Source organism: Candidatus Saccharimonadaceae bacterium ML1 (assembly GCA_030253535.1).
Classification (GTDB): domain Bacteria; phylum Patescibacteriota; class Saccharimonadia; order Saccharimonadales; family Saccharimonadaceae; genus Saccharimonas; species Saccharimonas epibionticum.
In genome coordinates, this window is the sequence record CP124550.1 from 40,125 (window position 1) to 65,707 (window position 25,583).

Sequence of the window (25,583 nt, forward strand, 5' to 3'; positions counted from 1 at the left end):
TTGCCTACGTATTATACCAGATGCACGGTGTATAATATAGGTATGGAAGATTCGATTTTTACTAAAATTATCAAAGGCGAACTACCTTGCCACAAAATCTACGAAGACGACAGAACGATTGCATTTCTTGATATTCATCCGCAAGTTGAGGGGCATACGCTCGTCATTCCAAAAAAACAAGTTGATAGTTTATGGGACTTAGACGACGACACGTACACTCACCTCTGGAACGTTGCAAAGCGTCTTGCTAGACACATTGAACGCCTCAAGATTCGCCCGCGCGTTGCCTCGGTCGTGATGGGGTATGGCGTGCCGCATGCGCACATCCATCTAATTCCGATCGGCAGCGAAGCGGAATTAAAGCAGCCGCAAGATACTGAATCGCCAGTTGATCATGATGCGCTTGCGGCTATGGCAGAAAAACTGCGAACTAATGCTTAAAATCATTGCTATCGGTAAAAAACACGAGCCCTGGGTTGCTACCGGCATAGAGCGTTATCAAAAACGCTTGCAGCGCCCGTGGAATATCGCGTGGGAATTGTTACCGCATAGTCCATTCGATAGCAACAACGCTCGCCGTGATGAGTCTGAACGTATATTGTCTCGCTGTGGCGCAGACGAGTTCATTGTCGTCCTTGACGAACGTGGGAAACTGCTTAACTCCCCTGCCCTGTCGCGGTCTCTTAGCCAAGCATTCACAAGCAACCGCACACCTACCTTTGTTATCGGCGGCGCATATGGCGTTACCGATGCATTACGTTCTCGTGCTAATCTAGTATGGTCGCTTAGTCCACTGGTATTTCCCCACCAGCTAGTGCGACTTATTCTTGTCGAGCAATTATACCGTGCACAGGAAATCGCCCAAGGTGGAAAGTACCACCACGAATAGCTATCTTTTTCAAATATCTCGTTCCTCGCAGCAACGCTATCAAGTAATATGCCACCTCTCAAACAAAAAACTATCCAACACCACAACACCGGTGCGTACTCAGATGAACACCTCTCGTGCTCATATTATCAAGCGCGGGAATTGCGATACGGTAATATAACAAACGCGTGATTATGCTGCTTTTAGTGTAGCACTAGCTTGCACTCATTATACGCCTCAACGCTAGCCCATCCACCGATCTTATAACTAAATTTCGGGTCAGTATGACCGAAATCCAGGTTAGAGACTATCGGGATATCCGGGTTGATTTTCTTGCAACAGACCATAGCTATCAAGCTATCGTCTGTTGCTATTGACTCACGCTGAAAACGACCAAACAAAATGGCTTTTACCTGGCGAAAATACGGCTGCTGAATTAGTGATTGTAGATTGCGCTCGAAAGTTTCCGGAATAGAATCGTAGCTGTCGTCCTCTAGACACAAAATAATATCGCCCTTGATATGCGGAAAATACTCTGTACCATTGAGCAAATTCAAACTGCACAAATTGCCGCCCAACAGTGTACCGCTCGCCTGTCCAGCTTGGATTATTCTCGGATTACCATTCGTAATTTTAGAGCGCGGAGATTTCTCATCATAGTCCCAAGCATAATCATAAAACACTTTCGATGCTCGAACTCTGTACGTTTCAGACTGACCAGCGAACAAACAGCGTCTGAAATACTCCAATGAATAATCAGCCTTTGGTGGTAAACCGAAGCAATAAAAATTCGGCGTGGCAAAAGTCGCCAAGCCGGTCTTTGCCAAAATCGCATGATTCAGTACTGTAATGTCCGAAAAACCTGCAAAAATTTTCGGATTGGCACGAATAATATCCCAGTTGATTCGCCCAAGCAGCTGGTTGGAATTAAACCCGCCAATCGCCGCTAGAACTCCTTTGACATTCGGGTCAAGAAAGGCTGCGTGCAAATCCTCAACTTTTTCTGCGTCCGTTGGGCAACCGCGCTGCGAACGCGAAAACGCGTATTGACCAAACGAAATTTTCAGACCAAGCGACTCCAACGCCGCCCGCGCCCGCGCAAGTACTGCATCATCAATGTCACGAGCCGAACGCGCCGGTGCAATAACTCGTATTTCATCCCCTGTATTTATTTTTTCTGGTAGCATATTATCCTTTCAAAATTTTACAATCAAAATACCTCCCGCGTAGGAGGTATATAACAACATCAACACACCTCCTACGTCAGAGATGGGGATGATGATGGATGTTAATAAATGATATCATGTATATGAATTGTTATCTTATTAAAAGGTGAGCGGGTAGCCTCAAACACCACAAATAGTATCATTGACCGCCTGACGGCGACGCATCTCGACACCAAAGATCTTGCTCGTTTCGAGCGGAATTGCATAAGTCAAAGCTGGCCCTTTCCTAACGACCACTCCTGGTTGTTAATGTGTTCAAGCCTTAGCGGCAAGGTAACTGTACGTCACAGGGCATATAGTACTCTCTATCTCTTGATTCGTCAACATTTTATGTTTGGTTCATTAGACTAAGATTTAGCTTTCCTCTACCCTATCCACCATGCTAAATAGCGGATAGGATAGATATCTAAACCCATACCCATATTCAGAGATTAAAACGTGGCATATTGTGAAGTTGTTGGCTATTCTATGAGAGTATGACAGCTATTCAGATAACCTCACGCTATACTCTAGTCTAAATTGCGTATGACACTGTACTGAATACTCAAGAGTTGTACCACCAAGTATTGTAAAACTGTCTCACCGCTATACCTTAGTTAGGTAGAGATCAATGAAAGTTACTGTGAGCTACAGACTACTTTGAACCGCACAGAGTACGTGGTGTGGGCGGTGGTGTTCATAGACGTATGATAGATATATTCGTAGACACGTAGAGTTCTTGGTTGGGAAGGTAGCATGTATTTAGGCTTGTAAAGCACGGCAGCAAGAGTAAGGATGGCAAGGTGTTATATATCAATATAGTATTGCAGCGCCAAAGTACGCCTCGCAAAACTATGTGGGGTCGGTCACAAAGACCGTAAAAGACTACTTCAGGCTAGAATTGCTTCAATCTTCACCTCAAAGTAGTGTAGATTCAGGTAATAAAATGCTAATTTAAGTTTCTCCTTGGTTGCATAGGGTATTGTGGAATCTGCTAGCTACTCAACGCGCATGCCTTCTTTCGTTATCCGAGCTAAAATAGGTATCGTGATAAGTGATAAACTGACACACAAGAGATTGGCGGCAAATAACGCAACCCAGAAGTGGGTGCCGGGAAATGTAAAAGTGAGCTGGTTGTTGTGGAATGCGTCTATCGTCAATAACAGGAAATAACATGAGAAAATACCAAGTGAAACCGCTACAACCGATAACATTGTGAGCGGTATGGCGATTTCCGCCGCTAACGAACAGATTAAGTTTGATAAGTTTGCGCCGAGGATGCGAAGCTGAATAAAGGTTCTTTTGCGTTCATAAATGTTTCCTACGACGCTGACAAATATACTTAGTCCGCCAGTGGCGATGACAACGGCGAGTATGGCTACAATTAGTTTGCTTAGGTTCTTGATTTGTGCAGCTGGATTCATTGTATCGAAGCGACTATACCCAACGGTAACGACAGCCCCAGTTTTGCGTCGATAAGAGCTTGCTATATTCTCGGCTAACTCAATTATCTGGGCGTATGCGGCTTGATTCTTTGCAATGATAACGTAACTACTCGTGGAAATTTCTCCGTTAACAGTATTAGCATTAACGATTCGCGTTTGCGCGCGCATCGTACCTGAACTATCTACAGTGATTTGTTGTACGGTAATGATCGGTTTTCCGGAAAAGCTATCGGGACACAGCACCTGAGTGCGTCGCTGTAATTGCTGGCACGAGTCGTAGTAGTTTCCCTGTAGAGTGTTCTCTTCATCTCCTTTTGCTTGAAAATACTTTTGAATATACATTTGAGTCGCTAAATCTGCGAGTGCGGTATTATTTTCTAATTTGCTGATAAGTGCTTCGTCAATCTCTTTTGAAGACTCGGTGATTTTTATCTGCAAAGGACGTTGTGATTTATCAATAGGCAACAAGCTGACAATAGGTACTGTTTCACTTCGTTTCTCGCCTGAATGTTGCACTATTGCGAGAAGCGTCACAAGCAACGACCCGACGAAAAGAGCAATAGCAATTCCGCTGACGCTACGAAATGTATTTCTTGATGTCAGGCGTAGCCTATATGTGGCCAGTATGCCGCTTGCTTGCTGTGAAATTTTTTCCATAGCAAAAGATAATAAGTAGGTTAGATAAGGACCGCACATTACTATGCCTATGATAATTAGCAGTAAAAGCGAAGCGATAACGATACTCCCAGTTGCTGTATTGTCTGCATACCAGGATTTGCCGTATCCAGACAGAAGGTAGAGGCCACCAATTCCTGCTATGAGCGGAATCGCTGAGAGCATTGAAGGATGTTTTTTCACGCCATTACTTCGCGACACTATGAGCGGCGACAATTTTATTCGCCGCACAACTTGGAGATTTGATAAGAGAATGCATGCTACTATCAAAACTCCGATAATGCTGTAGATAGGCTGGGGGAGATTCAGATCGCTCATCCAGAACGCGTTTCCATTCAAAGATATCTGAGATAATATAGGTATCCCAAATTGCGTAAACAACAGCAGTCCTAGCGCAGTACCGACTAGACCCAGCGGCAAAGCTTCTAAAGTGATTATTAATCCTATTTGATGCGTCGTTGCACCCACGAGACTGAGTGTCGCATATTTCCTTTCGCGCTGGGTTGTATCAATGCGAGCCACTTCGGTAACGAGGACGAGAATAGGTGTAATGAGTATTACACCGATCGCTATGATAATCGTATAGAACAGCTGGTTTTGTGAATTATTTTTCGTTTTTTGGTTAGCTCGAATTTTGTCGATGTCGCTTGCACTAATAGCACCTAATCGTGCTTGCGGATTTTTCAGCGCAGCATCAGAGATGCGAAATAATAGCATAAGAGAATCTGGCGATGGCGCAAGCGACTCTGGAAATTTACTTTTAATAGTGAGTCCCTGATATCGCTCTTTTAGGAGCTGATGTTCATCAATGAGCCTCTTAAGCGCTGGAGTCACCCATATCTCGTTATCTGTAGGCATTTTGTTAAATCCTACTGGTAATTTATTGGTCTGGTGAGCTGTTCGTACGCCAATTTCTTTGATTGAAAGTGTACGAAACCTTGTGTCATATGAAGAGATGTATGTCAAGTCATGCGATCTTGCTTGTTCTGTTGTTGGTTTCGATCCGGTGGCTAACAGTGCCGAGAGAAAATCGTCCTTTTCCTGGCGTAATAGCCATCCTTGCCCTAGGGAGACTACGGTCGTGAGAACGAGAGTTGCCAGAATAACTGATAGTATCGTGGTGATAATGCGAAATTTTGATTGTCTGCCTGATAGCTTTAATAAAACTAAAAGATTGTTCATGGTGAAGTACGTGTTACACTTGATTCTATTAAGCCGTCTTTTAATAGTATATGCCTATCTGCATAGACTGCTACTTCTTCTGAGTGCGTGACAATAATAACAGTCTTACGATATTTGCTTGCTAACCAGACGAATAACTCCATAACCTTTTTCGCATTTACTGAATCCAAAGATCCTGTTGGTTCGTCTGCGAAAATTACTTCAGGATTTATCGCCATAGCTCGCGCAATTGCCGTTCGCTGCATCTCTCCGCCAGAGAGCGTGTGCGGCAAAGCAGAAATGACGTTCTGAACACCGACGAGAGAAGCCCATTCGTCCGCGGTCTTATACGCTTGCTTTTTTCTTACGCCTCGTAGCAACAGCGGTAGGGCGATATTGTCGCGGACCGGAAGTTCGGAAATTAGTTCGCCGAATTGAAAAATAAAACCAAAACTTGTCTTGCGTAATGCAATAAGACTGTTTGCGCTATAATGCGCAAGATTCTTGCCGTTGAAAAATACTTCGCCTTTGTCAGCTGCAAGGATTCCCGCCATACAATACAGCAATGTTGATTTTCCCGAGCCACTTGGCCCCATTACAGATAGAATATCCCCTGCGCGCACATCAAGATTGATTCCCCGAAGAACCTCTCTAGAGCCAAAGTTTTTATGAAGTCCACGAACTTTGATAACGCAACACGAAGTAGTGTCTGTTTTATTTGACTGCATAATACTTAGGTAAAATTATATCATGTTCAACTAAAGCGCACTTTTCTTTACTATTTTGTGTTATTTAATAGCGCTATTTTACCTGGTAAATTTAGGTCAAGCAAACCAACGCTGCTTCTAGTAATAAAACTTATATGGGCTATATTATTGACTTTTAATAAAGTTTATGCTAAATTAAGTAGCACGATACTACTAAACACAAACAATAGACAATGACATATTTTGACTACCTAGCCCGAATATTCATCGCCACACTGAGCCTGTGTATCACTAGCGGCGTTGCAGTGCACGATAGCCATGTTGAGCACGTGATTGAAACGGCGAAGCAGGCAAAGATAAGCAAGCTAACCTCGCTGGATGTGAAAGCGATTAGCGAGGCGCGTACGCCGCATACGCATTCCGACCACGATGCGAGCAATTCAATGTTGTCGCATAGCTTCACGTACCAGTCGCCGAGCATGGCGCCGGATCGCCGCCACCACCACAAGCGTATTCTTGCCGTTCTTGAAGAAGGCGGACGCCACGCGTTTGATAACGCTAATTTACCAATCCTTGACTAACTGCGCGCAATAACTTGCAACTCAGTTTGCAAGCGTTTCACAAGCGCCCGCTCTTCCGCCAATTGGCGGCGTGATTCTTCCACTAGATGAGCCGGCGCTTTCGCTATGTAGTTTTCATTTGCCAAACGCGTTTCAAGCGTTTTCACCTGTTGGCGCACGTTCGCTAAACGCTTTTCGAGATTTGTTTGATGCTCGTACAGCGTGTTGTCGTCTAGGTCAAGCCAGGCGTCGCGTCCGCTTGCTGCTAAGCGCAATCCCCTTGCCTGGTCAACATGCTTAACTGATTTCACGCGCGCAAGCTTTTGAATTAACTCAGCATTATCTGCTACGAGCGAGTCGTCCATATACAGCATGCCATACCGCTTATTGCCCGGCAGCTCGCTCATCACATAGCGTGCTTCGCTTACCAAATCTTTCAGCCGGCCGAATTGCCCAGCAGCGATATCATCGTATTCGGCGGGTTTCATCCACGCTTCGCCCGCCAGGATCGTGTCATGCCACGGCAGTGCTTGCCAAATTGTCTCAGTTACGAACGGCGCAAATGGGTGCGATAAACGCAGAATAGTGTCAAGAACATACGCGTTCATGCTGATATTCTGCTCAACTTTGCTCACTTCGACGAACCAATCGGCAACATCATCCCATACGACGTGATAAATCGTTTCAGCAGCTTCAGCGAAATGATAGGTTTCAAGTTGTTTTTCAACCTGCTGCGCCGCTTCATCAAGCCGGCTCAAAATCCAGTGATCCGCCAGCGACTGCGGAACCGGCTCGGCTGCAGGTGTTTCGTCTGCAACAGATGCTTCAATATAGCGCGCAACATTCCACAACTTATTGCAGAAATTACGCGCCGCGATAACTTTACCAGTGTTAAAGGCTTGCGGCTGCGCAGCAGAGCGACTCGAAATCACACCCATACGCAGCGCGTCAGAGCCATACTCTGATACGTATTCCATCGGGTTGATAACATTACCCTTGCTTTTGCTCATCTTCACGCCCTTTTCGTCAAGCACAAGCCCGTGCAAGTACACGTGGCGGAACGGTACCTTATCGGTGCGATACAGACCCATCATAATCATGCGCGCCACCCAGACGAACAAAATATCGCCCGCCGTCTCCATGACCGCCGTTGGATAAAAGCGGCTTAAATCGCCTTTTGCTAGGTAGTCGGTGATGATATACGGCCATTGGTTGCTGCTAAACCACGTGTCAAGCGTGTCTTCTTCGCGGCGATATGTTGTACCATCTACAACAATATGTTTCTGATCGACACGGCGATCAAAGCGCCAATCATCTAGATTATCCTGCGATTGAAACATCGGGATTGGAATTCCCCACGGAATTTGGCGGCTAATGTTCCAATCCTTGATATCTTTCAGATAATTAACGACAACCGCGCCTTTATTTTCTGGCGTAAAAGTAACATCGCCGTTTTGGATTGCCGCGATTGCCCGATCGGCCAACCCGCGCATTTTCACGAACCACTGCTCTTTGACGAGCGGCTCAATCACTGTGCCGCACTTATAACAGTGCCCGACTTGGTGCTCAATATTTTCTTCGCCGCGCCGCAGCTCGTCAATATCAAGCGCTGTTAGTACGCGTTTACGCGCCTCTTCAACGGTTAGTCCTTTAAACTGCGCCGGTACGTTTACCATGGTGCCGTCAAAATTAATTACTTGCACTGTCTTGAGATTATGGCGCTGCCCAATCTCAAAGTCGTTCGGGTCATGCGCCGGCGTAATCTTCACCGCGCCCGTCCCGTAAGTACGGTCGACGTATTCGTCGGCGATGATCGGAATTTCGCGATGTACGATTGGCAACTGTACTTTGCTGCCAATTAGATCTTTATAGCGCTCATCATCCGGATGAACTGCCACTGCCACATCGCCTAATAATGTTTCGGGGCGTGTTGTCGCGATGATAATCTCCCCTACCCTGTCAATGAGCGGATAAGCAATTTTCCAAAGCTTGCTCTTTTCGTTTTTATAGACAACTTCGTAATCTGAAAAACTCGTCTGGTGTTTAGTGCAATAATTCACAATGCGCTCGCCGCGATAGATAAGTCCATCGCGCCACATCGCTTCAAACGTGTCGTATACCGTATCAATCACCTTCTCATCCAGCGTAAACACTAAATGATCCCAGTCGGCGCTCACACCAATCGCGCGCAGCTGCAATTCCATGTCGCCGCGCCGCGCCGCCACAAAATCCCATACTTGAGCGTACAAATCTTCGCGGTCGAAATTAAACCGTGTCTTCCCTTGCTTTTCGAGCTCGCGTTCGTACACTACCCACGTCTCAAAGCCCGCATGATCTGCCCCAGGAATATACACAGCATCATAGCCGCGCATTCGGTGATAACGTACTAAAATATCCTGGATCGCCGACCCGAGCGCGTGCCCAACGTGCAAATTGCCATTCGCATTTGGCGGCGGCATGACGATCGCATACGGCTCGCCCTCGCCTTTGGGCGCAAAAACACCCGATTTCTCCCACATCGCATAGATTGTTGGTTCGTAGTCATTCGGTGTATAAGCTTTTGCTAAATTCATATCGGCTCTTCTTATTCATTAGGTTATTCACGTGAAAACTAAAAATCAAAAAGATAACCCAGGAATCGCTCAGCATAAGCGCCCTCACCTCTGTTATCCTTGCACCTTTTATTTTCTCACGTGTTTGTATTCCTTTTCATTATACCATAACTCCGTGTATACTGAGTGTATGTTACAAGGGAATGAATGCACCGAATCAACGGTGTGGAACGAAGTAATATACGATTTAGGCGGACACCCGCTTCAGCTGTGGGGGTGGGGAGAGGTAAAATCGGCGCACAACTGGCACGCGCACCGCGTATTGTTTACCGATCAGCAGGGTGGAGTTGCCGGTGCCGCACAGATTTTAGAGAGAATACTACCAAAGCCTTTTCGCCGCCTCTGTTATGTGCCGCGCGGTCCAGTCTGTAGGGAAGGGGATACCGCAGCAGTATACGAGGCGCTCGCAGCGTACGCGTCGCAGCATTTACCCGGCACGCTGCTAACCGTCGAACCTGATACAGAGTTAGCTCCAACGGCAGCGGGGTGGCAGCGATCGTCAAATACTATTCTCATACCAAAAACGTTAATTTTAGACTTGCACCACAGCGAAGAGGAGTTGCTTGCTGCAATGGCGAAAAAAACACGCCAGTATATCCGTAAATCAGAACGGGCAGGTATCACGTTGCGCCGTGTCAAAGCGATGGACGATATCGAAAAATTACTCGAAATTTATCATCAGACAGCAGAACGTGCTGGTTTTGCTCTTCATGACGATCAATATTACCGTGACGTCCACATCAACCTGGGCGACTCGTCGCTTATCTTTGCCGCCTACGAAGGCAGTGAGCCGATCGCATTCGTCTGGCTCGCTGCCAGTCAGGAAACTTCTTTTGAGTTATATGGCGGCATGAACGAGCGCGGGCAGGCGCTACGAGCAAACTACGCGCTGAAGTGGTTTGCTATCCGCAAGTGCAAAGAGTGGGGGATTAGTCGTTACGACATGAACGGGCTGCTTAATGACGGTATTAGTAATTTCAAACGCGGTTTTGCTAATCATGAGGATATGCTCGCTGGTACGTACGACTATCCGCTCAGTCCGCTTTATGGCGTCTGGACAAGATTGCTGCCAGCCGCTAAAAAAATAATCCGATATATCAAACACTAAGCACCAGCAAGCGACTGCACTGGCACAGCACCTTCACGCAGTACTGTTATAACTCCATGAGCATCCACCGTGATAATCGTTGAAGGCGGGCGGTTACTCAAATCGCCGCCGTCAACGTAAAAATCAACGGAATCGCCAAAAATATGCTGCGCCGCCGAGATTGTTGCCGCTGTCTTTTCACCGTGTTTATTCGCGCTTGTCGTCATGAGCGGACCGGTCTTTTGTAGCAGCGACCGTAGCGCCTTATCCTCCGGTATCCTGACCGCAAGACTACTGCGTTCCTCGCGCAAGAATTCAGGAACATGTTGCGCCGCAACCACCACGCTCAGAGGTGCCGGCCACAAATGTGAAACATGCCGCAAGGCTGTCTCATCAAGTCCAAGTGCGATCAAATCATCAACCGACGATGCGATGACCGTACCGGCATGCGACTGGCGCGGCTTCGCCGCATAGAGGCGCTTAACCGGCTCGGGGGCAATAACCGACACCAAGCCATACACCGTATCGGTTGGCAATATGCCAATTGCGCCACCGTGCAGCAATGCAGCTAATTTCTTGTCAGCAACAGAGGTAAATAGTTGTGCCATTTACAACACCTTTGCAACATTCCAGGCTGTATTTACCATGGATAAGCTCGGAATAACATCAAGGGTATACGGATCAGCAGGTGTGCCGTATTGAGCATGAAAAAACCCGAGCGTAGCAATCATCGCTGCATTATCCGTGCAAAACTGCATCGGCGCATATTCAATCGCAATCGGCAGACGAACCGATAGCTGGCGCCGCAATTCTTGATTCGCCGCCACGCCGCCAGCAATCACGACTGACCGCGGTGCAAAGTCGCTATATGCACGTAATGTGCGCTCTACTAATGTCTCGACCGCCACGCGCTGAAAGCTCGCCGCGAAATCTGCCCGCTGAACATCATTTATGAGCTTTGGCAGCTCGTGCGATGGAAATGTGAAGTCTTTGCCTACCGCATGCTGCACTGCCCGTAGAACGGCTGTTTTAAGCCCAGAGAACGAAAAATCATACGGATTATCAAGCTTTGCCTTTGGCAAATGATATTTTTCGGAGTCGCCATGCTCAGCAGCTGCGGCAATTGACGGACCGCCGGGGTAGGGGAGTCCAAGGATTTTCGCGACCTTATCAAAGGCTTCGCCAACGGCGTCGTCTTGCGTTTGCCCGAGCAATTCATAATCGCCGTGGCCGTGGAACAGCACCAGCTGCGTATGTCCGCCCGATACAATAAGCGCAAGCAGGGGGAATTCCGGTTGCTTTGACGGTAGCTGTAGCGCCGAGCTACTGCTTTCGGTAATAAAATTCGCATACACGTGCGCCTCGACATGGTGAATAGTGTAGAGCGGCTTATTGCGTAAAATTGCGAGCGTCCGCGCGGCAAGCGTACCGACCAGCAACGAACCAACCAAACCGGGCGCGTAGGTGGCGGCAATCGCATCAATATCATCCCAACTACACTGTGCCCGCGTTAGCGCCTCGCGAATCACCGGATTTATCACCTCAATATGGCTGCGTGCGGCTATTTCTGGCACAACACCGCCGTACTGCGCGTGAATATCAATTTGCGAATTTACCACGCTTGACAATACGCGAAATCCATCCTCAACGACCGCCGCCGCTGTCTCATCGCAACTCGACTCAATTCCCAAAATTTTCATCAACTTTATTATACCACCCAGGGAGCACGCCTAGATACTAGCCGGTTTGCCGCAAAAAGTGGTACGATAGAATATATGAAGCAGCTGTTAGTGAGAGGCGTGCGAGCAATACTGCCTGTTCGTTTGGTGCATCAGCTAGAGGAGCGATACCGCAAAATGCGCGTTCGGCTGGTGCGTATGCGATATGGCAATCCAGCGAAACATCTTCGCGTCATCGCTGTAACTGGCACGAACGGCAAAACAACGACAGTTAATTACCTGAACGAAATTCTCAAAGAGGCTGGCTACACAACAGCGATGTTTAGCACCGCAACAATTGAGATTGCCGGGCAAACAAGACGCAACGACTTAAATGCCACTGTCGCGAGCACAGCAATAATGCAGCGATTCTTCCGCCGTGCCAAGAAAGCGCATGTTGATTTTGTAGTGATGGAATTTCCGAGCCATGCGATTCACCAGCATAAACTTGAAGGCGTGCCGGTCGAGATGGCAATTATGACCAATCTAACGCAAGATCATTTAGATTACCATAAAACGATGGAGGCATACGCCGAGGTAAAAAGCCGCCTGTTTGCGCAAAATCCAAAATATATCGTCCTGAACCGCGACGATGAATGGTTTGAGTATTTTAACAAGTTTCCCGCGCAAGCGCAGAAAATTACTTACGGCGAACATGCCGACGCCGAAGCGCATATTGACCGCGTAAAATTGTACCGCAAGGGAACAGAGGCATCCATCACAATCGACCATCAGACTAAGCTGGAGCTTGCCACAAATTTGCCGGGCAAATTTAATGTATATAACATGACTGCTGCGGTGTGCGCCGCGTATTTACTTGGCGTACCGCTGAAGGATATTGTTGAGGGTGCCGCGAATCTTGAAAGCGTGCCGGGGCGATTTGAGCGCGTCAACACTAACACGCCGTATGATGTGATCGTTGATTATGCGCATACGCCAGACGGACTTGAGAAAATCCTCACTGCTGTCAAAGCAATCACAAAAAACCGCGTGCTGCTCGTTTTCGGCGCGACGGGCGACCGCGATAAAGAAAAGCGCCCGATTATGGGCGAAATCGCTGCGCGCCTTGCTAACCGTATCTTTTTGACCGACGAAGAAAGCTATAATGAAGACCCGGCGGCAATTCGTAAAATGGTTTACGACGGTATAGAACGCGTAAGAAGCGGCGCAGTAAAAACAACTGAAATCCCCGACCGGCGCGATGCAATCGCAAAAGCGCTTCGCCTTGCCGCGAAAGGCGATACGGTACTTATCACCGGCATGGGGCACGAAGTCTACCGCATTATCAACGGCGAGCGCGTCCCGTGGAATGACGCCGAGGTCGTGAAAGAATTACTGAAGAAAGCCTAGTACCATGCCTGGTGTTTCAGGCGATAATATATAGCGCGCACGAGTTTTTCAACGAAACGCTGCCATAACTTCGCCCGCCATGGGCACACCGGCAATAAATATGTACCGGCATAATCGGTGGCATGGTCGTTGAATCCCGCTTTGAATTGTCCAACGCCGTATAGCGGGTGGTTTTTATCTTTGATGTACGCTGAATGCGGCGCGCCGCAGAGGTCGTAGTCGGTGATGCCGCGCTTTTTCAGTTCGCGAATCGTTTCGAGAATCAAAAGGGCAGGAATGCCACGCGTGGTTTTACGGCGCGTGCTGCCAGCGTCTTTGCGGCTAGCTTTGTGCCCGAGCGTCATAACGAAATCTGCCGACGCGAGCTGTCCGTCATCGTAGGCAAATATGATAAATCCATGCCCGCTCTCGCAGTACTCGCTCCAAAACTTCCGGTAGTATTCGTAGGGGCGAATCACGAAACGCCCGTTTGCTGTTTCGGCAAATAATTCATAAAACGTCCGGTACGTCGATTCCTCTGCTGGCATAACACGGCAGCGCACCTCGCCCTTGCGTGCTTGGCGAATATTATAGCGAACTTTACTATTGAAACGTGCTTCGATAACCGCTAATTCTGGGCGGATATCAAGCCAAATCGTCGACATTGTCGGCTGTACATCGGCGGAACGCTGCAAGCCCGCTTGTAGCAGCGCTTGGCGTGTTTCCGGCGTGTCGATGAGTTGCGGCTCGCATTTCACCGCAAACACGCCTTGTGCGTGCGCAAACGCTTGTAAATCATGCAAAATCATTGCCGTATCCTCAGCGTTCGCAGCACCTACACCTTGCGGACAATACCACAACTTGCCGAAACCGGCCACATGCTTTTCGAGTGCTAACAGTGCTGCGCGATCTGTCACGATATACCGCGGTGTCCACCCGCGCTGCTGTTTGATGTGCGCAAAGGCTGCCAACTGAAAAAAATCACCGCCGTTTGGATTCTTGCTCACTAATTCGTCCCACTGGCTAATTTCAGCGGGCGCCGCGAAATGTATCATAGGTAAATTATAGCAAACCTGTTCGAAATCGTCGCTGCTCTCAAAGAAATAGTTTAACTCAGTAACCAAATACACATTATCAACGTATACTTGGAATGCTGTACGTTTATAGCCTAACTTTGCGGGTTTGAAAGATAGTCAATTTCTTTAATAATGTCGAGTAATGCTTGGGCGCGCCGTCCTTCGTCGGGGATCGCTTTGGCGGCTTCGTGTGCGGGTGCGATGAGCGAACGGTCATCAGTAGAACGAATTAGCAGGAGATACGTATCGAATTTTTCGTCGGGAGCGATATTGAGCTTATCAACAAGCGGGCGCAGCTCAGTGATGGCGTCTTTCTTGACAGCGTTAAGCGAGGCGTCGCCTGATGAAGCAGGTGCTGCCGGGGCTTTTGCTGAAGCCGCGGCCTTAGCAGGAACACTTGCTGGCGCAGTATCATCTGCCGGCGCTGGCGGCATCGGCGGCGGCGTTGGAGGTAGGGCGGCTTGCGGCTGCGCGGCAGCGGCATCATCGTTTACGCCGGCCAATACCTTTGCGAGCTCTTGGTCGTCACTGATTGGTTGTGTCGTTTGCGGTTTTATATTCATTCCCACCTCATTACTATCATTCTTGTTATGCTTTCTCATATACTGTATCATAGATAAAGAATGTATCGCAAGTGGAAAAGGTGGTTTTAATAATGCTTGATGACGCACAGATTTTGAAACAACGTGACCGTTTAGGGGCGCTTGATGTTGCGGCAGAGCTGCATGCGCAAATTTCTCGCGAGATTCCAGTAGTAAACGAAGATCACGACGGGCGGGAATTGCGCCACGTGATTGTTGCCGGCATGGGCGGCTCGGCGCTTGCTGCCGACGCCGCAAAAGTACTGCTGCGCGATACGCTGCCAATTCCGCTTGAAGTCGTGAAAGATTATGCGTTGCCTGCCTACGCTGCCAAGCATACATTAGTAATTGCGAGCAGCCACTCTGGTAATACTGAAGAAACCGTGTCGTGCCTGCGCCAGGCAATCAAGCGCGGCTGCCAAATCGCCGTTATCGCGACGGGCGGGGAAGTCGTGCGCATCGCCGAGCAACACCAGATCGCGTTTGCGCACATTCCGAACGATACGCAGCCGCGTATGGGTATGTTGTATAATTTACGCGGATTATTCACGTTACTGCACAATTTTAATCTATTATCAAGCTCGTGGCTCAAGCAACTTGACGATGCCGAGCCGTGGATCGCGCGCGAAAGTGCTCTCTGGTGCAAAGACATTCCGACCAAACGCAATTACGCTAAGCAGCTAGCTCTTATCGCCGTCGGTAAAACGCCAGTATTCTATGCGGGCAGCTTGATGGCGCCAGTTGCCTATAAGTGGAAAATTAGCTGGAACGAAAATGCAAAAAACGTGGCATTTTGGAATTATTTTCCGGAGTTTAGCCACAATGAATTCATCGGCTGGACAAGCCACCCGGTTGAGAAGCCGTTTGCGGTATTTGACTTGATTAGCAATCTGGAAAATCCGCGGATTCTCAAGCGGTTTGCGCTAAGCGATAAAATGCTATCAGGTAAACGCCCCAAGTCTACCGTCGTGCCGCTGCAAGGCGAGACTATTCTTGAGCAGATGCTATGGGGGAGCGTCCTTGCCGATTTCGTTAGTATTTACGTTGGAATCTTGAATAATGTCGACCCGACGCGCGTTGATTTGATTGAGAAATTCAAAAAAGCACTAGCAGAGTAGAAATAACTGAAGATTTGCCGCGAAGGTTGCGCGTAGAGTCTAGCAACTATTAAACAGCAAAATAGGAACGGCAATTACGACCGCTCCTGCTACTTGAAATATAATAAAACAAACCGCTTCTAATGATATTGCCGCAGCGACTCAATTGTATCCTTGCGCGCCGCTTTAACTGCTGGATACGTGCCAAACACGACGCCGACGCCGATTGTCATCAGCACTGCCATCAGCGCTGTCTGCAATGTAAATGCCGGCGAGAAATATAGGAATGTACTAGCGATAAACGCAAGAATATAGCCGCCAACATAGCCGATAGCGCCGCCAAGAATACTAATCATCAGCGATTCCACCATGAATTGCCCGATGATATTGCGATGGCTTGCGCCGACCGCTTTGCGAATGCCGATTTCACGCGTACGCTCAGCTACGCCGACAAGCATAATATTCATAATACCGATGCCGCCAACGACAAGCGAGATTGCAGCAATCGCCGCCATCGTTGCAATGAGCGCCGTAAAGAGCTGATTCGTCGGGCGGCCAATTTCCGGTCCGGTGAGTACCGAAAAGTCTTCTTCGCCTAGATGCAATTTACTTAACTTATCTTTTAGTTCTGCCACAACACTATCGCTTGACTTCGCATCGTCGACTAATACGTCAATTTGCTGGATTTGCGTGCTGCCTTTTAGCAGCTGTTTACCCTGATCGTATGAAACAATTACTGCATTACTATAGTCAATGTTGTTGTAATTGACCGCGCTTGTTTTTTGTTTCATCACGCCAATCACCGTAAAACGCTGCCCATGCATAGTAAAGACCTGCCCGACAGAGCTGTCGGTATTGAATAGTTTAATCGACAGCTGGTCGCCTATTACCGCTGTTGTATCTTTCGTCTCTTCGCCTAAAAACTGTCCAGCGGTAATATCGGCATCAGCTATTTTTGCAAATCCAGGCGTTGTTGCAAGCACAACGTTATTTTTTGCCATTTGTCCTTTCGCTGTAATTGTTGCGTTCAGCGTCATTAGCGGCGCAACGGACTGCACGTGCTGCGTTTTTGCCACTGCGTCAACGTCGGCGTCGGTTAGGGTGCTTGCGCCAAACATCTGCTGAGACATAGCGCTCAAAAGCATATTCGGATCGCGCGATTGCATACCCGGGCGCACCACGACGAGGCGGCCGTTGTAATGCGATATTTGCTTATCAAACATGCGCGTGACGCCGTCGCTGATCGCCAAAATACATGTCACGCTTGCGACGCCGATCGCGATACCAAGCGTCGTTAAAACGGTGCGCGCCCGCGTTCGGCGTAAAGTGCGGTACGCGCCGCTGATATGTTCGGAAAGTAAACTCATGATTCTGCCTTCTTTCGTTCGGTTTGGTCTGATGGTTGACCGGAAGATGATGCTTCGGCGCCGTCTGGCTCAGATGGCTCAGGGTCGTTTGCAGCAGGCTGATCGTCGTTTTTTGCCTCTTTCGCCAGCTTCTTTTTTGCGGAGCGCGTTTCGCTCTTTTCTTCTTTGGCGGCGCGGCGCGCGTTGAGCGAGACTTTTACCGGTTTCTCGCTTTCATTGCCGCTCGCGATACGTATTTTGGTGTCGCTCGCGATTTTACCATCAAGCATATTGATAACGCGGCTAGCGTAACTCGTGAGATTCGGATTGTGCGTCACCATGATAATCGTGTTGCCTTGCTTGTGAAGCTGCGCTAATTCTTCCATGATGACATGGCTGGAGCGGCTGTCTAGGTTGCCTGTCGGTTCGTCTGCGAGAATAATGCTTGGTTTGCTGACGAGTGCCCGCGCGATCGCAACGCGCTGCATTTGTCCACCAGACAATTGCCACGGCATGTAGTACTCGCGTTCTTGCAGATGAAACGTCTTCAAAATTTCACTTGCGCGCTCCAATCGTTTTACGCGGGAAACGCCTTGATAGGTGAGGGGAAGCGCAACGTTTTCGAGTACCGTCAGGCGGTTTATTAAATTAAAACTTTGAAAGACGATGCCGATTTGCGTCGCTCGCGCCCGCGCACGCTGTGCACCCGACAACCGCGCCGCCGATGTGCCGTTCAAAGAATATTCGCCGCTATCAGGCCGGTCAAGCAGGCCGATAACATTAAGTAATGTCGTCTTGCCGCACCCAGATGGACCCATAACGGCGATAAATTCGCCCTGCTCAATTTTCAGGTTCACCGAGTCGAGAACATCGCGCGCCGTGTCGCCGATACCGTAACGCTTAGTGAGCCCTTTCAATTGAATGACGGGCGCTGTGCCAGTTTTCGCAATCATCTCCTTTATTATAAAAGCGTCATGCAAGATAAGGCAACCGTTAAATAATGTATAAAATACAACTTTACGCGGAGAACGGGCGATCCATAGCGTAATGCGTTATACTAAAAATACGCGGAGAGGTGACCGAGCGGTTGAAGGTGCACGCCTGGAACGCGTGTGTGCGAGCAATCGTACCCAGGGTTCGAATCCCTGTCTCTCCGCCAGGGCTTCTATCTGTATGCTCAACCCATAATTTAATTGACTAATTATCATTGTTTCTTAGTAATTATTGGTTTTATTATGGACGCGAAAAATATTATACTATTGAGATGCGTTCCGCAGTATAATACACAGCGGTTATGTGCGAGGTGGGTCGTGTAAGCGAAACACAGGTTACGCATAATATTTAACGTTGCGGGATGGTAAACATACGCTGGAACAGCAATTATTAACTGCATAGCATTTTGGTCATATTGCTGACGATTTTTGGTGCATATCAAACTAAAACGAAGCACCTAGTAAAAATACATATACGTAATGGCTAATTTGAGAGGAGATGGTTCGTTTTAGCTTACTGAACTTTAGTGCATCCAAGACAAAACTTATTATTTGACATATATGCCATTTAGTGTTATCATATAATCTATGCCTCTTACGCTCAATCACATTCCAAGCCCAAAAGACGCAATGCCATATTGGCTACGTCAATCCGCAGATAAAATGCTTATTGAACAAGCAGACTGCTCGCACGAAGGTTTATGCCAGATTACTCTCAACGAGGAGACACTTGAGCGTGCTAACCTGGGAGTCAATCTTGATGATATTCCTGTTTCTGGTGGCTTCCGAGGGGGAGCGGGGCGCAACGTGCTGCTGGCAGCGTTGTATGATGGATGCAGAACACGCCGTCCGCGCGACGTTGACTTTATACAAGTTTTACAAGCAGCTGACAGCGACTCCTCGCATGGTGCGTACGATACTCTTGAATTATTAGCAGAAAGATTATCTCCAGATGATTACTCGCATGGTCATGGCGTTAGTGTTGCAGAGACGCCGGAGCAGTACATTAACCGGCAGGATTTTACAATGAATCAGCTGCTCGTTTGCAGAGAAGGCGCGGATCAGTGGAATCTCTATACTACCGAACAGGCAGTATACGATACGGCAAATAATATCATTCGCCCGACACTGTACGAATTTAACGAGGATAGGGGATACCAATTAAGCTCTAAATTAGCACTTAAGGCGCTGCGATTATTATCGCAGATGGAAGTTGACGGTCTATCTGATGCGAGGATTGTGGTATTGATTTGAAAGATTTGCGCAATTTTTACCGCGATCCCGCGTGTGATTATTTCATGCAGCTGCTTCAGCTTGATAAGGCGCTCGAAAATGGGTATGACGTGGCGGAGCGATACTTGCAAAACCTACGTACATTTGACCTGCATCCATACAACAGCAGCTCAGAGGATGTTACCGTTGAAGAACTATACGAAGGGCTGTTACAGACAGTTGACGATTTCAATATGTCGGACGGCGCACGCTGCGCACTTGATAGAGGACATTGTATGGCGCGACTAACTCATAAGGTTGGCGACTATGCACCCTGAGCGTGTAGATAAAATGATATAATACAATCATGAAACACGCGTTTAAGCCGCAACGAATTTTGTGGGTTGATTTGGAAATGACAGGACTTGATCCGGTACACGATGAGATTTTAGAGGTGGCGGCGATTGCAACTGATTGGGATTTTCGTGAGATTGCAACGTTTGAGGGCGTTGTGCGGCATGAACCGACAAAATTAAAGCGATTGCTTGACCGCAATGCGGCGTTCTGGGATGCGAACCCTAAGGCGCGGCGCGGGCTTGAGGCGCAAAATGATAGCGGCAAAGCGCTCGCGGCGATTGAGCAGGATTTGCTAGCATTCTGTGATGAACATTTTGCAAATGAACCGAAAATTTTGCTTGGCGGTAATTCAATCCACCAGGATCGGCGATTTATTGACCAATGGTGGCCAGCGGTGTCAAGGCGATTGCACTACCGGATGCTTGATGTAAGCGCATGGAAAGTGGTGTTTGAAGGAAAATTTGGGAAAAAGTTTGCAAAGCCAGAAGAGCATCGGGCGCTTGACGATATTCGCGGTAGTATTCAGGAATTACAATATTACTTAAAGAAAGTGAAGATGTAGGCGATGGAGGCAACGGCACTTAGCGATATATGGCGCGATATAGAAACGACCGAGCCAAGCGATCGACGAAAGTTAGCAAAAGAGCTGGAATTGCCGGATTTACAAGCGCGCGTGTTAGTACAGGATCGGCAGTTATCCCAGGCGATTGAAGGCGACGATTGGCTGCTGATTCAATTAGAGCTACCGGAAGTGAAGCGGCGCGACGTCGTATTACGCAACCTGACGCTGCTGCTTGGCGCATCGCAGATTGTGACAATTCACGCCGGTGCGCTTGATGCGGAGATTGCTGAGCGGGTACAAACGCGCCATCGCGAGTCGCTGACACCATCGCTGATAGCGTCAATCATTTTACAGTACACGGTAGAGCAGTTTACGCCGATCTTAAATAAAATTGATGATGTAACCGATCAATTAGAAGATACGATGATCCGTACGCCGCAGCGCAAGCAGGTGCAGCAGCTATTTATGTACAAGCGGCAGTTGGCGGACTTGCGTAAAGTAGTATTATCACTGATGAATACGCTTAACGGTTTGAGCAGCGGGCGTTATGAGCTGTTTGAGGAGCGCTATGAATTGTACGCGCGTGATAGCTACGACTATGCCTGGCGTACGCACGAGCTGATTGATACGATGCGCGATTTGCTAACGAGTGCGCTTGATATGTATTTGTCGGTGGTATCAAACCGTATGAACGACGTTATGAAACGCTTAACGCTGGTGACAACGATTTTTATGCCGATCTCGTTCTTGACTGGGCTTGGCGGCATGAATTTTTCGCAGCTGCCGTTTCATGATGATACAGCGTTTGTAATTATCATGGTACTGATTGTTGTCATGCCTCTCCTGATGGTATGGTATTTCGTATGGAAAAAATGGTTATGACGCATAAGGAGCTAGAGGAGTTTTTATTAAGTTTGCCAGGCGCATGGCTTGATTATCCGTTTGGCGAATCGCCGGCAGTATATAAGGTTGGGCATAATGATGCGCCAGGGCAACGCGAAAAGATGTTTGCACTCATTGCCGAGGATTCTCAGCCGCTGCGCGTGAGCCTGAAATGCGATCCGCAGCTGTCGTTACATTTACAACAGAAATACGAAACGGTGCAGCCAGGATACCACCTGAACAAAAAACACTGGATCACGATAATCTGCAGCGGGCAATTAAGCAATGATGAAATCAAAGATTTAGTGCGGTTGAGCTATCGGTTGGTGACTGAGTAGCTATTGTTTGGACGCGCTGAATTTGCTGTAGGACGCGAGAATCGTGTCAATGCTCGTGATCGACGAGTTGCAAAACGCAGCGATTGATTTATTGTTGCCGCTACTGCGTTTGAGTTTGTTGACTTGGCTTTTGAGGATTGATAGTTCGTAGGTCATCGCGGTAGTATAGGTGCGATCAAGCGTGCCTTTTTGATGGGCATCGTCGAGTTTTTTTTGCAATTTTTCGAGATACGCTTTTTCTTCCTTTTTAACAGAGCCTGAAGATTTGAGTTTGCGCTCTTTTATGATAGCGTCAAGCTGCGATTTCATAGAAGTGAGCGTGGAGGATAATGATGCGTTGGCTTCAGAGATTTCAAGCTGGGTGAGCTTGGTAGTTTCGTTTTTCGAGACGCTAGACAGCGTGTTGATACGATCGGAGATAGTTGGGATTTGTCCGTTGGCATCCGGTCCTTGGCTGCTTACCATCACGACAAGCAGCACGATCGCGGATACGATCGCGGCGCCAATCAACCCGAAAACAGCAAACCGGTTGACGGTACGCTCCTCAAGCGGGGCGATCCGGTTGAGATAGTCGACAGTCGTGTAATCGTCGGGCGTCGCTGCTGGAGAGTTGAAATTATTTGGCGCTGGATTGGAAAATGGCGCTGGGTTTGAGCTTGCGCTTGGATTCGGATTTGGGTTTAGGCTTTGCGCCGGCTGCGATTGATACGGTGTTTGCAATGGCTGCGGACGGTATGAAGTTTGTGCTGGTTGCGGTATTTGCTGTGCTGGCTGCGGCCGCGGCTGAAGCGCTTGCAACTGTGGGTAGCCTGCCCGAGACCGGGGCGTCAATTCTGGTATTGGTTGCGGCGCTGAGCTGCTCGGTGCAGCGTATAGGTTCTGATTTGAGTTTTGGCTCGGCACTGGATTGAGTGGCGGCAGCGATGAAGATCCCTGCTGCTGTTGAGGGTTTTGTAGTGAACGATAGGGATCTTGCGGATTCATATGACTCCATTTAACCATAATCGATAACAGAGGTAAAGGGTGATATAATAAATTCTATGGATGCCAAAGAGGAAGTGCGCGCGCGGCTGAATATTGAAGATGTAATTGGCGAGTATGTACAGCTGAAACGAGCGGGGCGCAGCTTCAAGGGATTAAGTCCATTTACAAGCGAAAAGACGCCAAGTTTTTTCGTGAGTCCCGATAAAAATATTTGGCATGATTTTAGCAGCAACAAGGGTGGCGATGTGTTTGCGTTTGTAATGGAAGCCGAGGGTATGGACTTTCGCCAAGCGCTGGAGTTTTTAGCGAAAAAAGCAGGCGTTGAGCTGAGCGACTACGAACCAGCGCACGCTAAAGAACGCGCAGCGCGTAAGAAACGCTTGCTTATAGCAAATCAATTAGCGGCACGATTTTATCAGCAGTGCTTGCTACATAATCAACACGCGATGGAATATGTATTTCGCGTGCGCAGCCTATCTAAACAGGTTGTGGCAGATTTCCAAATTGGTTATGCGCCCGATAGCGGCGAAGCGCTCGTACGTGCTCTGGATAAAAAAGGGTTTTCGCGGTGCGATCTTAATGATGCCGGGCTGCTTAATCGTTTCGGCGGCGATATGTTCCGCGGGCGGATGATGGTGCCGCTGATGGACTCAAGCGGGCAGGTGATTGGCTTTACCGGGCGAATTATCGGTGATGTACCGAACGCGCCAAAATATTTGAACACGCCGCAGACGTTGCTTTATGATAAGGGACGGCATATTTTTGCGCTCAGCCAGGCAAAGCAGGCGATTCGTCAGGCAGGATTTATTGTGATGGTTGAGGGAAATCTTGACGTCGTAAGCAGCCATCAAGCGGGTATCAAAAATGTCGTCGCAACCGCTGGTACAGCAATGACCGAGCAGCACATTTGCGCCGTGAAGCGCCTAACAGGAGATGTACGGCTAGCGTACGATGGCGACAAAGCAGGCGTAGCGGCAACGGAGCGTGCAATTACGCTGGCGTCGCAGGCGGGCGTTGAGCTGACGATTATTAGTTTGCCGGAGCAGTATAAAGACCCTGACGAGCTAATTCAGGCAGACGTAAGCTTGTGGCAGCGGGCAATCGACACGGCAGAACCAGCGGTCGACTGGATACTACGGCAGTATGCGGCGCGGTTGGATTTAGACACAGCGGCAGGCAAACGTAATTTTACTACGGCAGCACTTGGCGTGATTCGCCTCTTGAGCGACCCGGTGGAGCAAGAATACTATCTAACGCGGACGGCAGAGCTGGCGCAAACGAGTGTTGAGACAGTGCGCGCAAAATTTGCAGGAGGCAAGACGCGCGAGAAACCACTTAAACCAGTTGCGCAGTCGGCGCAAGCGGTGGACGATGATGTATACATTAAAGAGGATAATGCGCTTGCATTAGCGTGCTGCGATCTACGTTGCCGCGACATGCTGCGCCGCATTGACGCCGCACATTGGCATGAGGCGTCTCGGCGTGTACTTGCTTTATTCCTACAGTCGCATGACGAGATTGTTCAGGCGGTGCCGAAGGAGTTGCAAGAATATGACATCTATGTAAAAATAGTACTATTACGCGCCGAAGAGCGGTATGCAGCTTGGAGCGGCGAGGATCGCCAGCTTGCGATGAGGCAGTTGCTGCAGCAGATAGAACATGAACATGCGAAACAAACACAGGACAGCTTACTCGCGCAGTTGCGAGATGCCGAAGCAGCCGGCGATGAACCGGCAGCGGAGCGTTTGCGAACTGCGCTCAACAATATAATCAAGGAGAGAGCACGTGGCAAACGATGACAATCAAGCGCAAGTAAAAAAAACAATTCCCGCAGCACCGGCGGATGATTTTTCAAACCAGGATTTTGACGGGCCGGCTGCTGATGAATTAATGGACGAAGATACGCCGGAAGATGTTTTGAATGCGCACCAGTATTTTGATGACATCTCAGATGATTCGGTGCGCCTGCATTTGCGCGAAATTGGTAAAATTCCGCTGCTCAGCGCCGAAGAAGAGCTAGCGCTCGCCCAGCGCGTGAAAGATGGCGACAAAAAAGCGAAAGACAAGATGGCGGAAGCAAACATGCGCCTCGTCGTGTCGATTGCGAAGCGCTATAGCGGGCGTGGGCTTGATTTTCTTGATTTGATTCAGGAAGGACACACGGGATTATTGCGCGCTGTCGAGAAATTTGATCCGGATAAAGGATTCAAATTTAGCACCTACGCTACCTGGTGGATCCGCCAAGCGATTACGCGCGCCATTGCCGACCAAGCGCGTACGATTCGTATCCCCGTCCACATGGTTGAAACGATAAATAAGCTGTTGCGCACGCAGCGCCGTATGACGCAAGATCTGAACCGCGAGCCAACGATTGAGGAGCTCGCCAAAGAGCTTGACATGGAGCCGGATAAGGTTGAATATGTCATGAAGATTAAGCAGGATATTTCCAGCCTTGATGCGGGCGTTGGGCGCGATGGCGAAGAAGACGGCGAGTCGGTGCTGGGCGACTTCATTGAAGACGAAGACACGATCAGTCCGGAAGAAGCAGCATCAAACGAGCTATTAAAAGAGCAGGTACAAGACTTGCTCGGTACGCTGAGCGACCGCGAACAAAAAATCATCCGTATGCGTTTTGGGCTCGATAATGGCAAAAGCCACACGCTAGAAGAAGTCGGGCAAGAGTTTGCGGTGACGCGCGAGCGCATTCGCCAAATTGAAGCGAAAGCTCTCGCTAAATTACGCAAGCACAAAGATGCGAAAAAATTATTTGAATATTTGCGCTAGGTGCG

Annotated in this window: 24 protein-coding genes and 1 tRNA gene; 14 read left to right on the top strand and 11 right to left on the bottom strand. The window is 48.5% G+C overall.

Features of this window, described 5'->3' with window-relative positions:
* Nucleotides 1-42: 42 nt before the first annotated feature.
* Nucleotides 43-441, top strand: coding sequence for an HIT family protein (locus SEML1_RS00190; protein WP_376754056.1), 399 nt, complete (start codon nucleotides 43-45; stop codon nucleotides 439-441).
* Nucleotides 434-889, top strand: a complete 456-nt coding sequence (locus tag SEML1_RS00195; RefSeq protein WP_376754057.1) for a 23S rRNA (pseudouridine(1915)-N(3))-methyltransferase RlmH — start codon at nucleotides 434-436, stop codon at nucleotides 887-889. Before SEML1_RS00190 ends, SEML1_RS00195 begins: the two co-directional genes overlap by 8 nt.
* Before the next feature lie 182 nt (nucleotides 890-1,071).
* Here the strand turns inward: SEML1_RS00195 and SEML1_RS00200 are convergent, their stop codons facing one another.
* The 3 genes from SEML1_RS00200 to SEML1_RS00210 all read right to left on the bottom strand — a co-directional run bounded on the left by SEML1_RS00200 (nucleotide 1,072) and on the right by SEML1_RS00210 (nucleotide 6,082).
* Complete coding sequence (locus tag SEML1_RS00200; RefSeq protein ID WP_376754058.1) at nucleotides 1,072-2,055, bottom strand: S66 family peptidase; 984 nt, start codon at nucleotides 2,053-2,055, stop codon at nucleotides 1,072-1,074.
* A 1,016-nt stretch (nucleotides 2,056-3,071) separates the two neighbouring features.
* The gene (locus SEML1_RS00205; protein WP_376754059.1) at nucleotides 3,072-5,375 is read right to left on the bottom strand and encodes an ABC transporter permease; all 2,304 of its coding nucleotides are present in this window, start codon (nucleotides 5,373-5,375) and stop codon (nucleotides 3,072-3,074) included.
* Entirely contained in the window at nucleotides 5,372-6,082 is a 711-nt protein-coding gene (locus SEML1_RS00210; RefSeq protein ID WP_376754060.1) for an ABC transporter ATP-binding protein, read from the bottom strand. Before SEML1_RS00210 ends, SEML1_RS00205 begins: the two co-directional genes overlap by 4 nt.
* 212 nt (nucleotides 6,083-6,294) lie before the next feature.
* Here SEML1_RS00210 and SEML1_RS00215 point away from each other — a divergent pair, with 212 nt between their 5' ends.
* Nucleotides 6,295-6,642: a hypothetical protein gene (locus SEML1_RS00215; RefSeq protein WP_376754061.1), complete on the top strand. Its 348-nt coding sequence runs from the start codon at nucleotides 6,295-6,297 to the stop codon at nucleotides 6,640-6,642.
* Here SEML1_RS00215 and SEML1_RS00220 read toward each other — a convergent pair.
* Entirely contained in the window at nucleotides 6,639-9,194 is a 2,556-nt protein-coding gene (locus SEML1_RS00220; RefSeq protein ID WP_376754062.1) for a valine--tRNA ligase, read from the bottom strand. The two genes, SEML1_RS00215 and SEML1_RS00220, sit on opposite strands and share 4 nt — an antisense overlap.
* A gap of 169 nt (nucleotides 9,195-9,363) precedes the next feature.
* Between SEML1_RS00220 and SEML1_RS00225 the strand changes: the two genes are divergently transcribed.
* Nucleotides 9,364-10,341 (top strand): lipid II:glycine glycyltransferase FemX, encoded by a 978-nt coding sequence (locus tag SEML1_RS00225; RefSeq protein WP_376754063.1) that lies wholly within the window; start codon nucleotides 9,364-9,366, stop codon nucleotides 10,339-10,341.
* Here the strand turns inward: SEML1_RS00225 and SEML1_RS00230 are convergent.
* Nucleotides 10,338-10,928: an L-threonylcarbamoyladenylate synthase gene (locus SEML1_RS00230; protein WP_376754064.1), complete on the bottom strand. Its 591-nt coding sequence runs from the start codon at nucleotides 10,926-10,928 to the stop codon at nucleotides 10,338-10,340. The two genes, SEML1_RS00225 and SEML1_RS00230, sit on opposite strands and share 4 nt — an antisense overlap.
* A complete protein-coding gene (gene tsaD, locus SEML1_RS00235) occupies nucleotides 10,929-12,020 on the bottom strand; it encodes a tRNA (adenosine(37)-N6)-threonylcarbamoyltransferase complex transferase subunit TsaD (protein ID WP_376754065.1) in 1,092 nt (363 codons plus the stop codon).
* Here tsaD and SEML1_RS00240 point away from each other — a divergent pair.
* Complete coding sequence (locus SEML1_RS00240; protein WP_376754436.1) at nucleotides 11,988-13,388, top strand: UDP-N-acetylmuramoyl-L-alanyl-D-glutamate--2,6-diaminopimelate ligase; 1,401 nt, start codon at nucleotides 11,988-11,990, stop codon at nucleotides 13,386-13,388. The genes tsaD and SEML1_RS00240 overlap by 33 nt on opposite strands.
* Here SEML1_RS00240 and SEML1_RS00245 read toward each other — a convergent pair.
* Together SEML1_RS00245 and SEML1_RS00250 are read right to left on the bottom strand one after the other, a co-directional pair.
* Entirely contained in the window at nucleotides 13,385-14,422 is a 1,038-nt protein-coding gene (locus SEML1_RS00245; protein WP_376754066.1) for a lipid II:glycine glycyltransferase FemX, read from the bottom strand. The genes SEML1_RS00240 and SEML1_RS00245 overlap by 4 nt on opposite strands.
* Nucleotides 14,423-14,535: 113 nt before the next feature.
* Nucleotides 14,536-15,045, bottom strand: a complete 510-nt coding sequence (locus tag SEML1_RS00250; protein ID WP_376754067.1) for a hypothetical protein — start codon at nucleotides 15,043-15,045, stop codon at nucleotides 14,536-14,538.
* Nucleotides 15,046-15,098: 53 nt separating this feature from the next.
* On the opposite strand from SEML1_RS00250, the gene SEML1_RS00255 reads away from it, so the two are divergent.
* Nucleotides 15,099-16,142: an SIS domain-containing protein gene (locus tag SEML1_RS00255; protein WP_376754068.1), complete on the top strand. Its 1,044-nt coding sequence runs from the start codon at nucleotides 15,099-15,101 to the stop codon at nucleotides 16,140-16,142.
* A 119-nt stretch (nucleotides 16,143-16,261) separates the two neighbouring features.
* Here the strand turns inward: SEML1_RS00255 and SEML1_RS00260 are convergent, their stop codons facing one another.
* Complete coding sequence (locus SEML1_RS00260) at nucleotides 16,262-17,488, bottom strand: ABC transporter permease (RefSeq protein WP_376754069.1); 1,227 nt, start codon at nucleotides 17,486-17,488, stop codon at nucleotides 16,262-16,264.
* Nucleotides 17,485-18,420 carry an ABC transporter ATP-binding protein gene (locus SEML1_RS00265; protein WP_376754070.1) on the bottom strand — a complete coding sequence of 312 codons (936 nt, stop codon included), beginning with the start codon at nucleotides 18,418-18,420 and terminating at the stop codon, nucleotides 17,485-17,487. The genes SEML1_RS00260 and SEML1_RS00265 overlap by 4 nt, the downstream gene beginning before the upstream one ends.
* 116 nt (nucleotides 18,421-18,536) lie before the next feature.
* Between SEML1_RS00265 and SEML1_RS00270 the strand changes: the two genes are divergently transcribed.
* The 6 genes from SEML1_RS00270 to SEML1_RS00295 all read left to right on the top strand — a co-directional run bounded on the left by SEML1_RS00270 (nucleotide 18,537) and on the right by SEML1_RS00295 (nucleotide 21,810).
* A tRNA-Ser gene (locus SEML1_RS00270) sits at nucleotides 18,537-18,626 on the top strand.
* Between the two features lie 421 nt (nucleotides 18,627-19,047).
* Nucleotides 19,048-19,713: a hypothetical protein gene (locus SEML1_RS00275; RefSeq protein ID WP_376754071.1), complete on the top strand. Its 666-nt coding sequence runs from the start codon at nucleotides 19,048-19,050 to the stop codon at nucleotides 19,711-19,713.
* The gene (locus tag SEML1_RS00280) at nucleotides 19,710-20,009 is read left to right on the top strand and encodes a hypothetical protein (RefSeq protein ID WP_376754072.1); all 300 of its coding nucleotides are present in this window, start codon (nucleotides 19,710-19,712) and stop codon (nucleotides 20,007-20,009) included. The genes SEML1_RS00275 and SEML1_RS00280 overlap by 4 nt, the downstream gene beginning before the upstream one ends.
* Before the next feature lie 29 nt (nucleotides 20,010-20,038).
* The gene (gene orn / locus SEML1_RS00285; RefSeq protein ID WP_376754073.1) at nucleotides 20,039-20,590 is read left to right on the top strand and encodes an oligoribonuclease; all 552 of its coding nucleotides are present in this window, start codon (nucleotides 20,039-20,041) and stop codon (nucleotides 20,588-20,590) included.
* Between the two features lie 3 nt (nucleotides 20,591-20,593).
* Nucleotides 20,594-21,472, top strand: a complete 879-nt coding sequence (locus SEML1_RS00290; RefSeq protein WP_376754074.1) for a magnesium transporter CorA family protein — start codon at nucleotides 20,594-20,596, stop codon at nucleotides 21,470-21,472.
* Nucleotides 21,454-21,810 carry an MmcQ/YjbR family DNA-binding protein gene (locus tag SEML1_RS00295; RefSeq protein WP_376754075.1) on the top strand — a complete coding sequence of 119 codons (357 nt, stop codon included), beginning with the start codon at nucleotides 21,454-21,456 and terminating at the stop codon, nucleotides 21,808-21,810. The genes SEML1_RS00290 and SEML1_RS00295 overlap by 19 nt, the downstream gene beginning before the upstream one ends.
* Here SEML1_RS00295 and SEML1_RS00300 read toward each other — a convergent pair whose 3' ends face one another.
* Nucleotides 21,811-22,794 carry an AI-2E family transporter gene (locus SEML1_RS00300; RefSeq protein WP_376754076.1) on the bottom strand — a complete coding sequence of 328 codons (984 nt, stop codon included), beginning with the start codon at nucleotides 22,792-22,794 and terminating at the stop codon, nucleotides 21,811-21,813.
* Nucleotides 22,795-22,850: 56 nt separating this feature from the next.
* On the opposite strand from SEML1_RS00300, the gene dnaG reads away from it, so the two are divergent.
* Entirely contained in the window at nucleotides 22,851-24,593 is a 1,743-nt protein-coding gene (gene dnaG, locus SEML1_RS00305) for a DNA primase (RefSeq protein WP_376754077.1), read from the top strand.
* Complete coding sequence (rpoD, locus tag SEML1_RS00310) at nucleotides 24,580-25,578, top strand: RNA polymerase sigma factor RpoD (RefSeq protein ID WP_376754078.1); 999 nt, start codon at nucleotides 24,580-24,582, stop codon at nucleotides 25,576-25,578. The genes dnaG and rpoD overlap by 14 nt, the downstream gene beginning before the upstream one ends.
* Nucleotides 25,579-25,583: the final 5 nt, after the last annotated feature.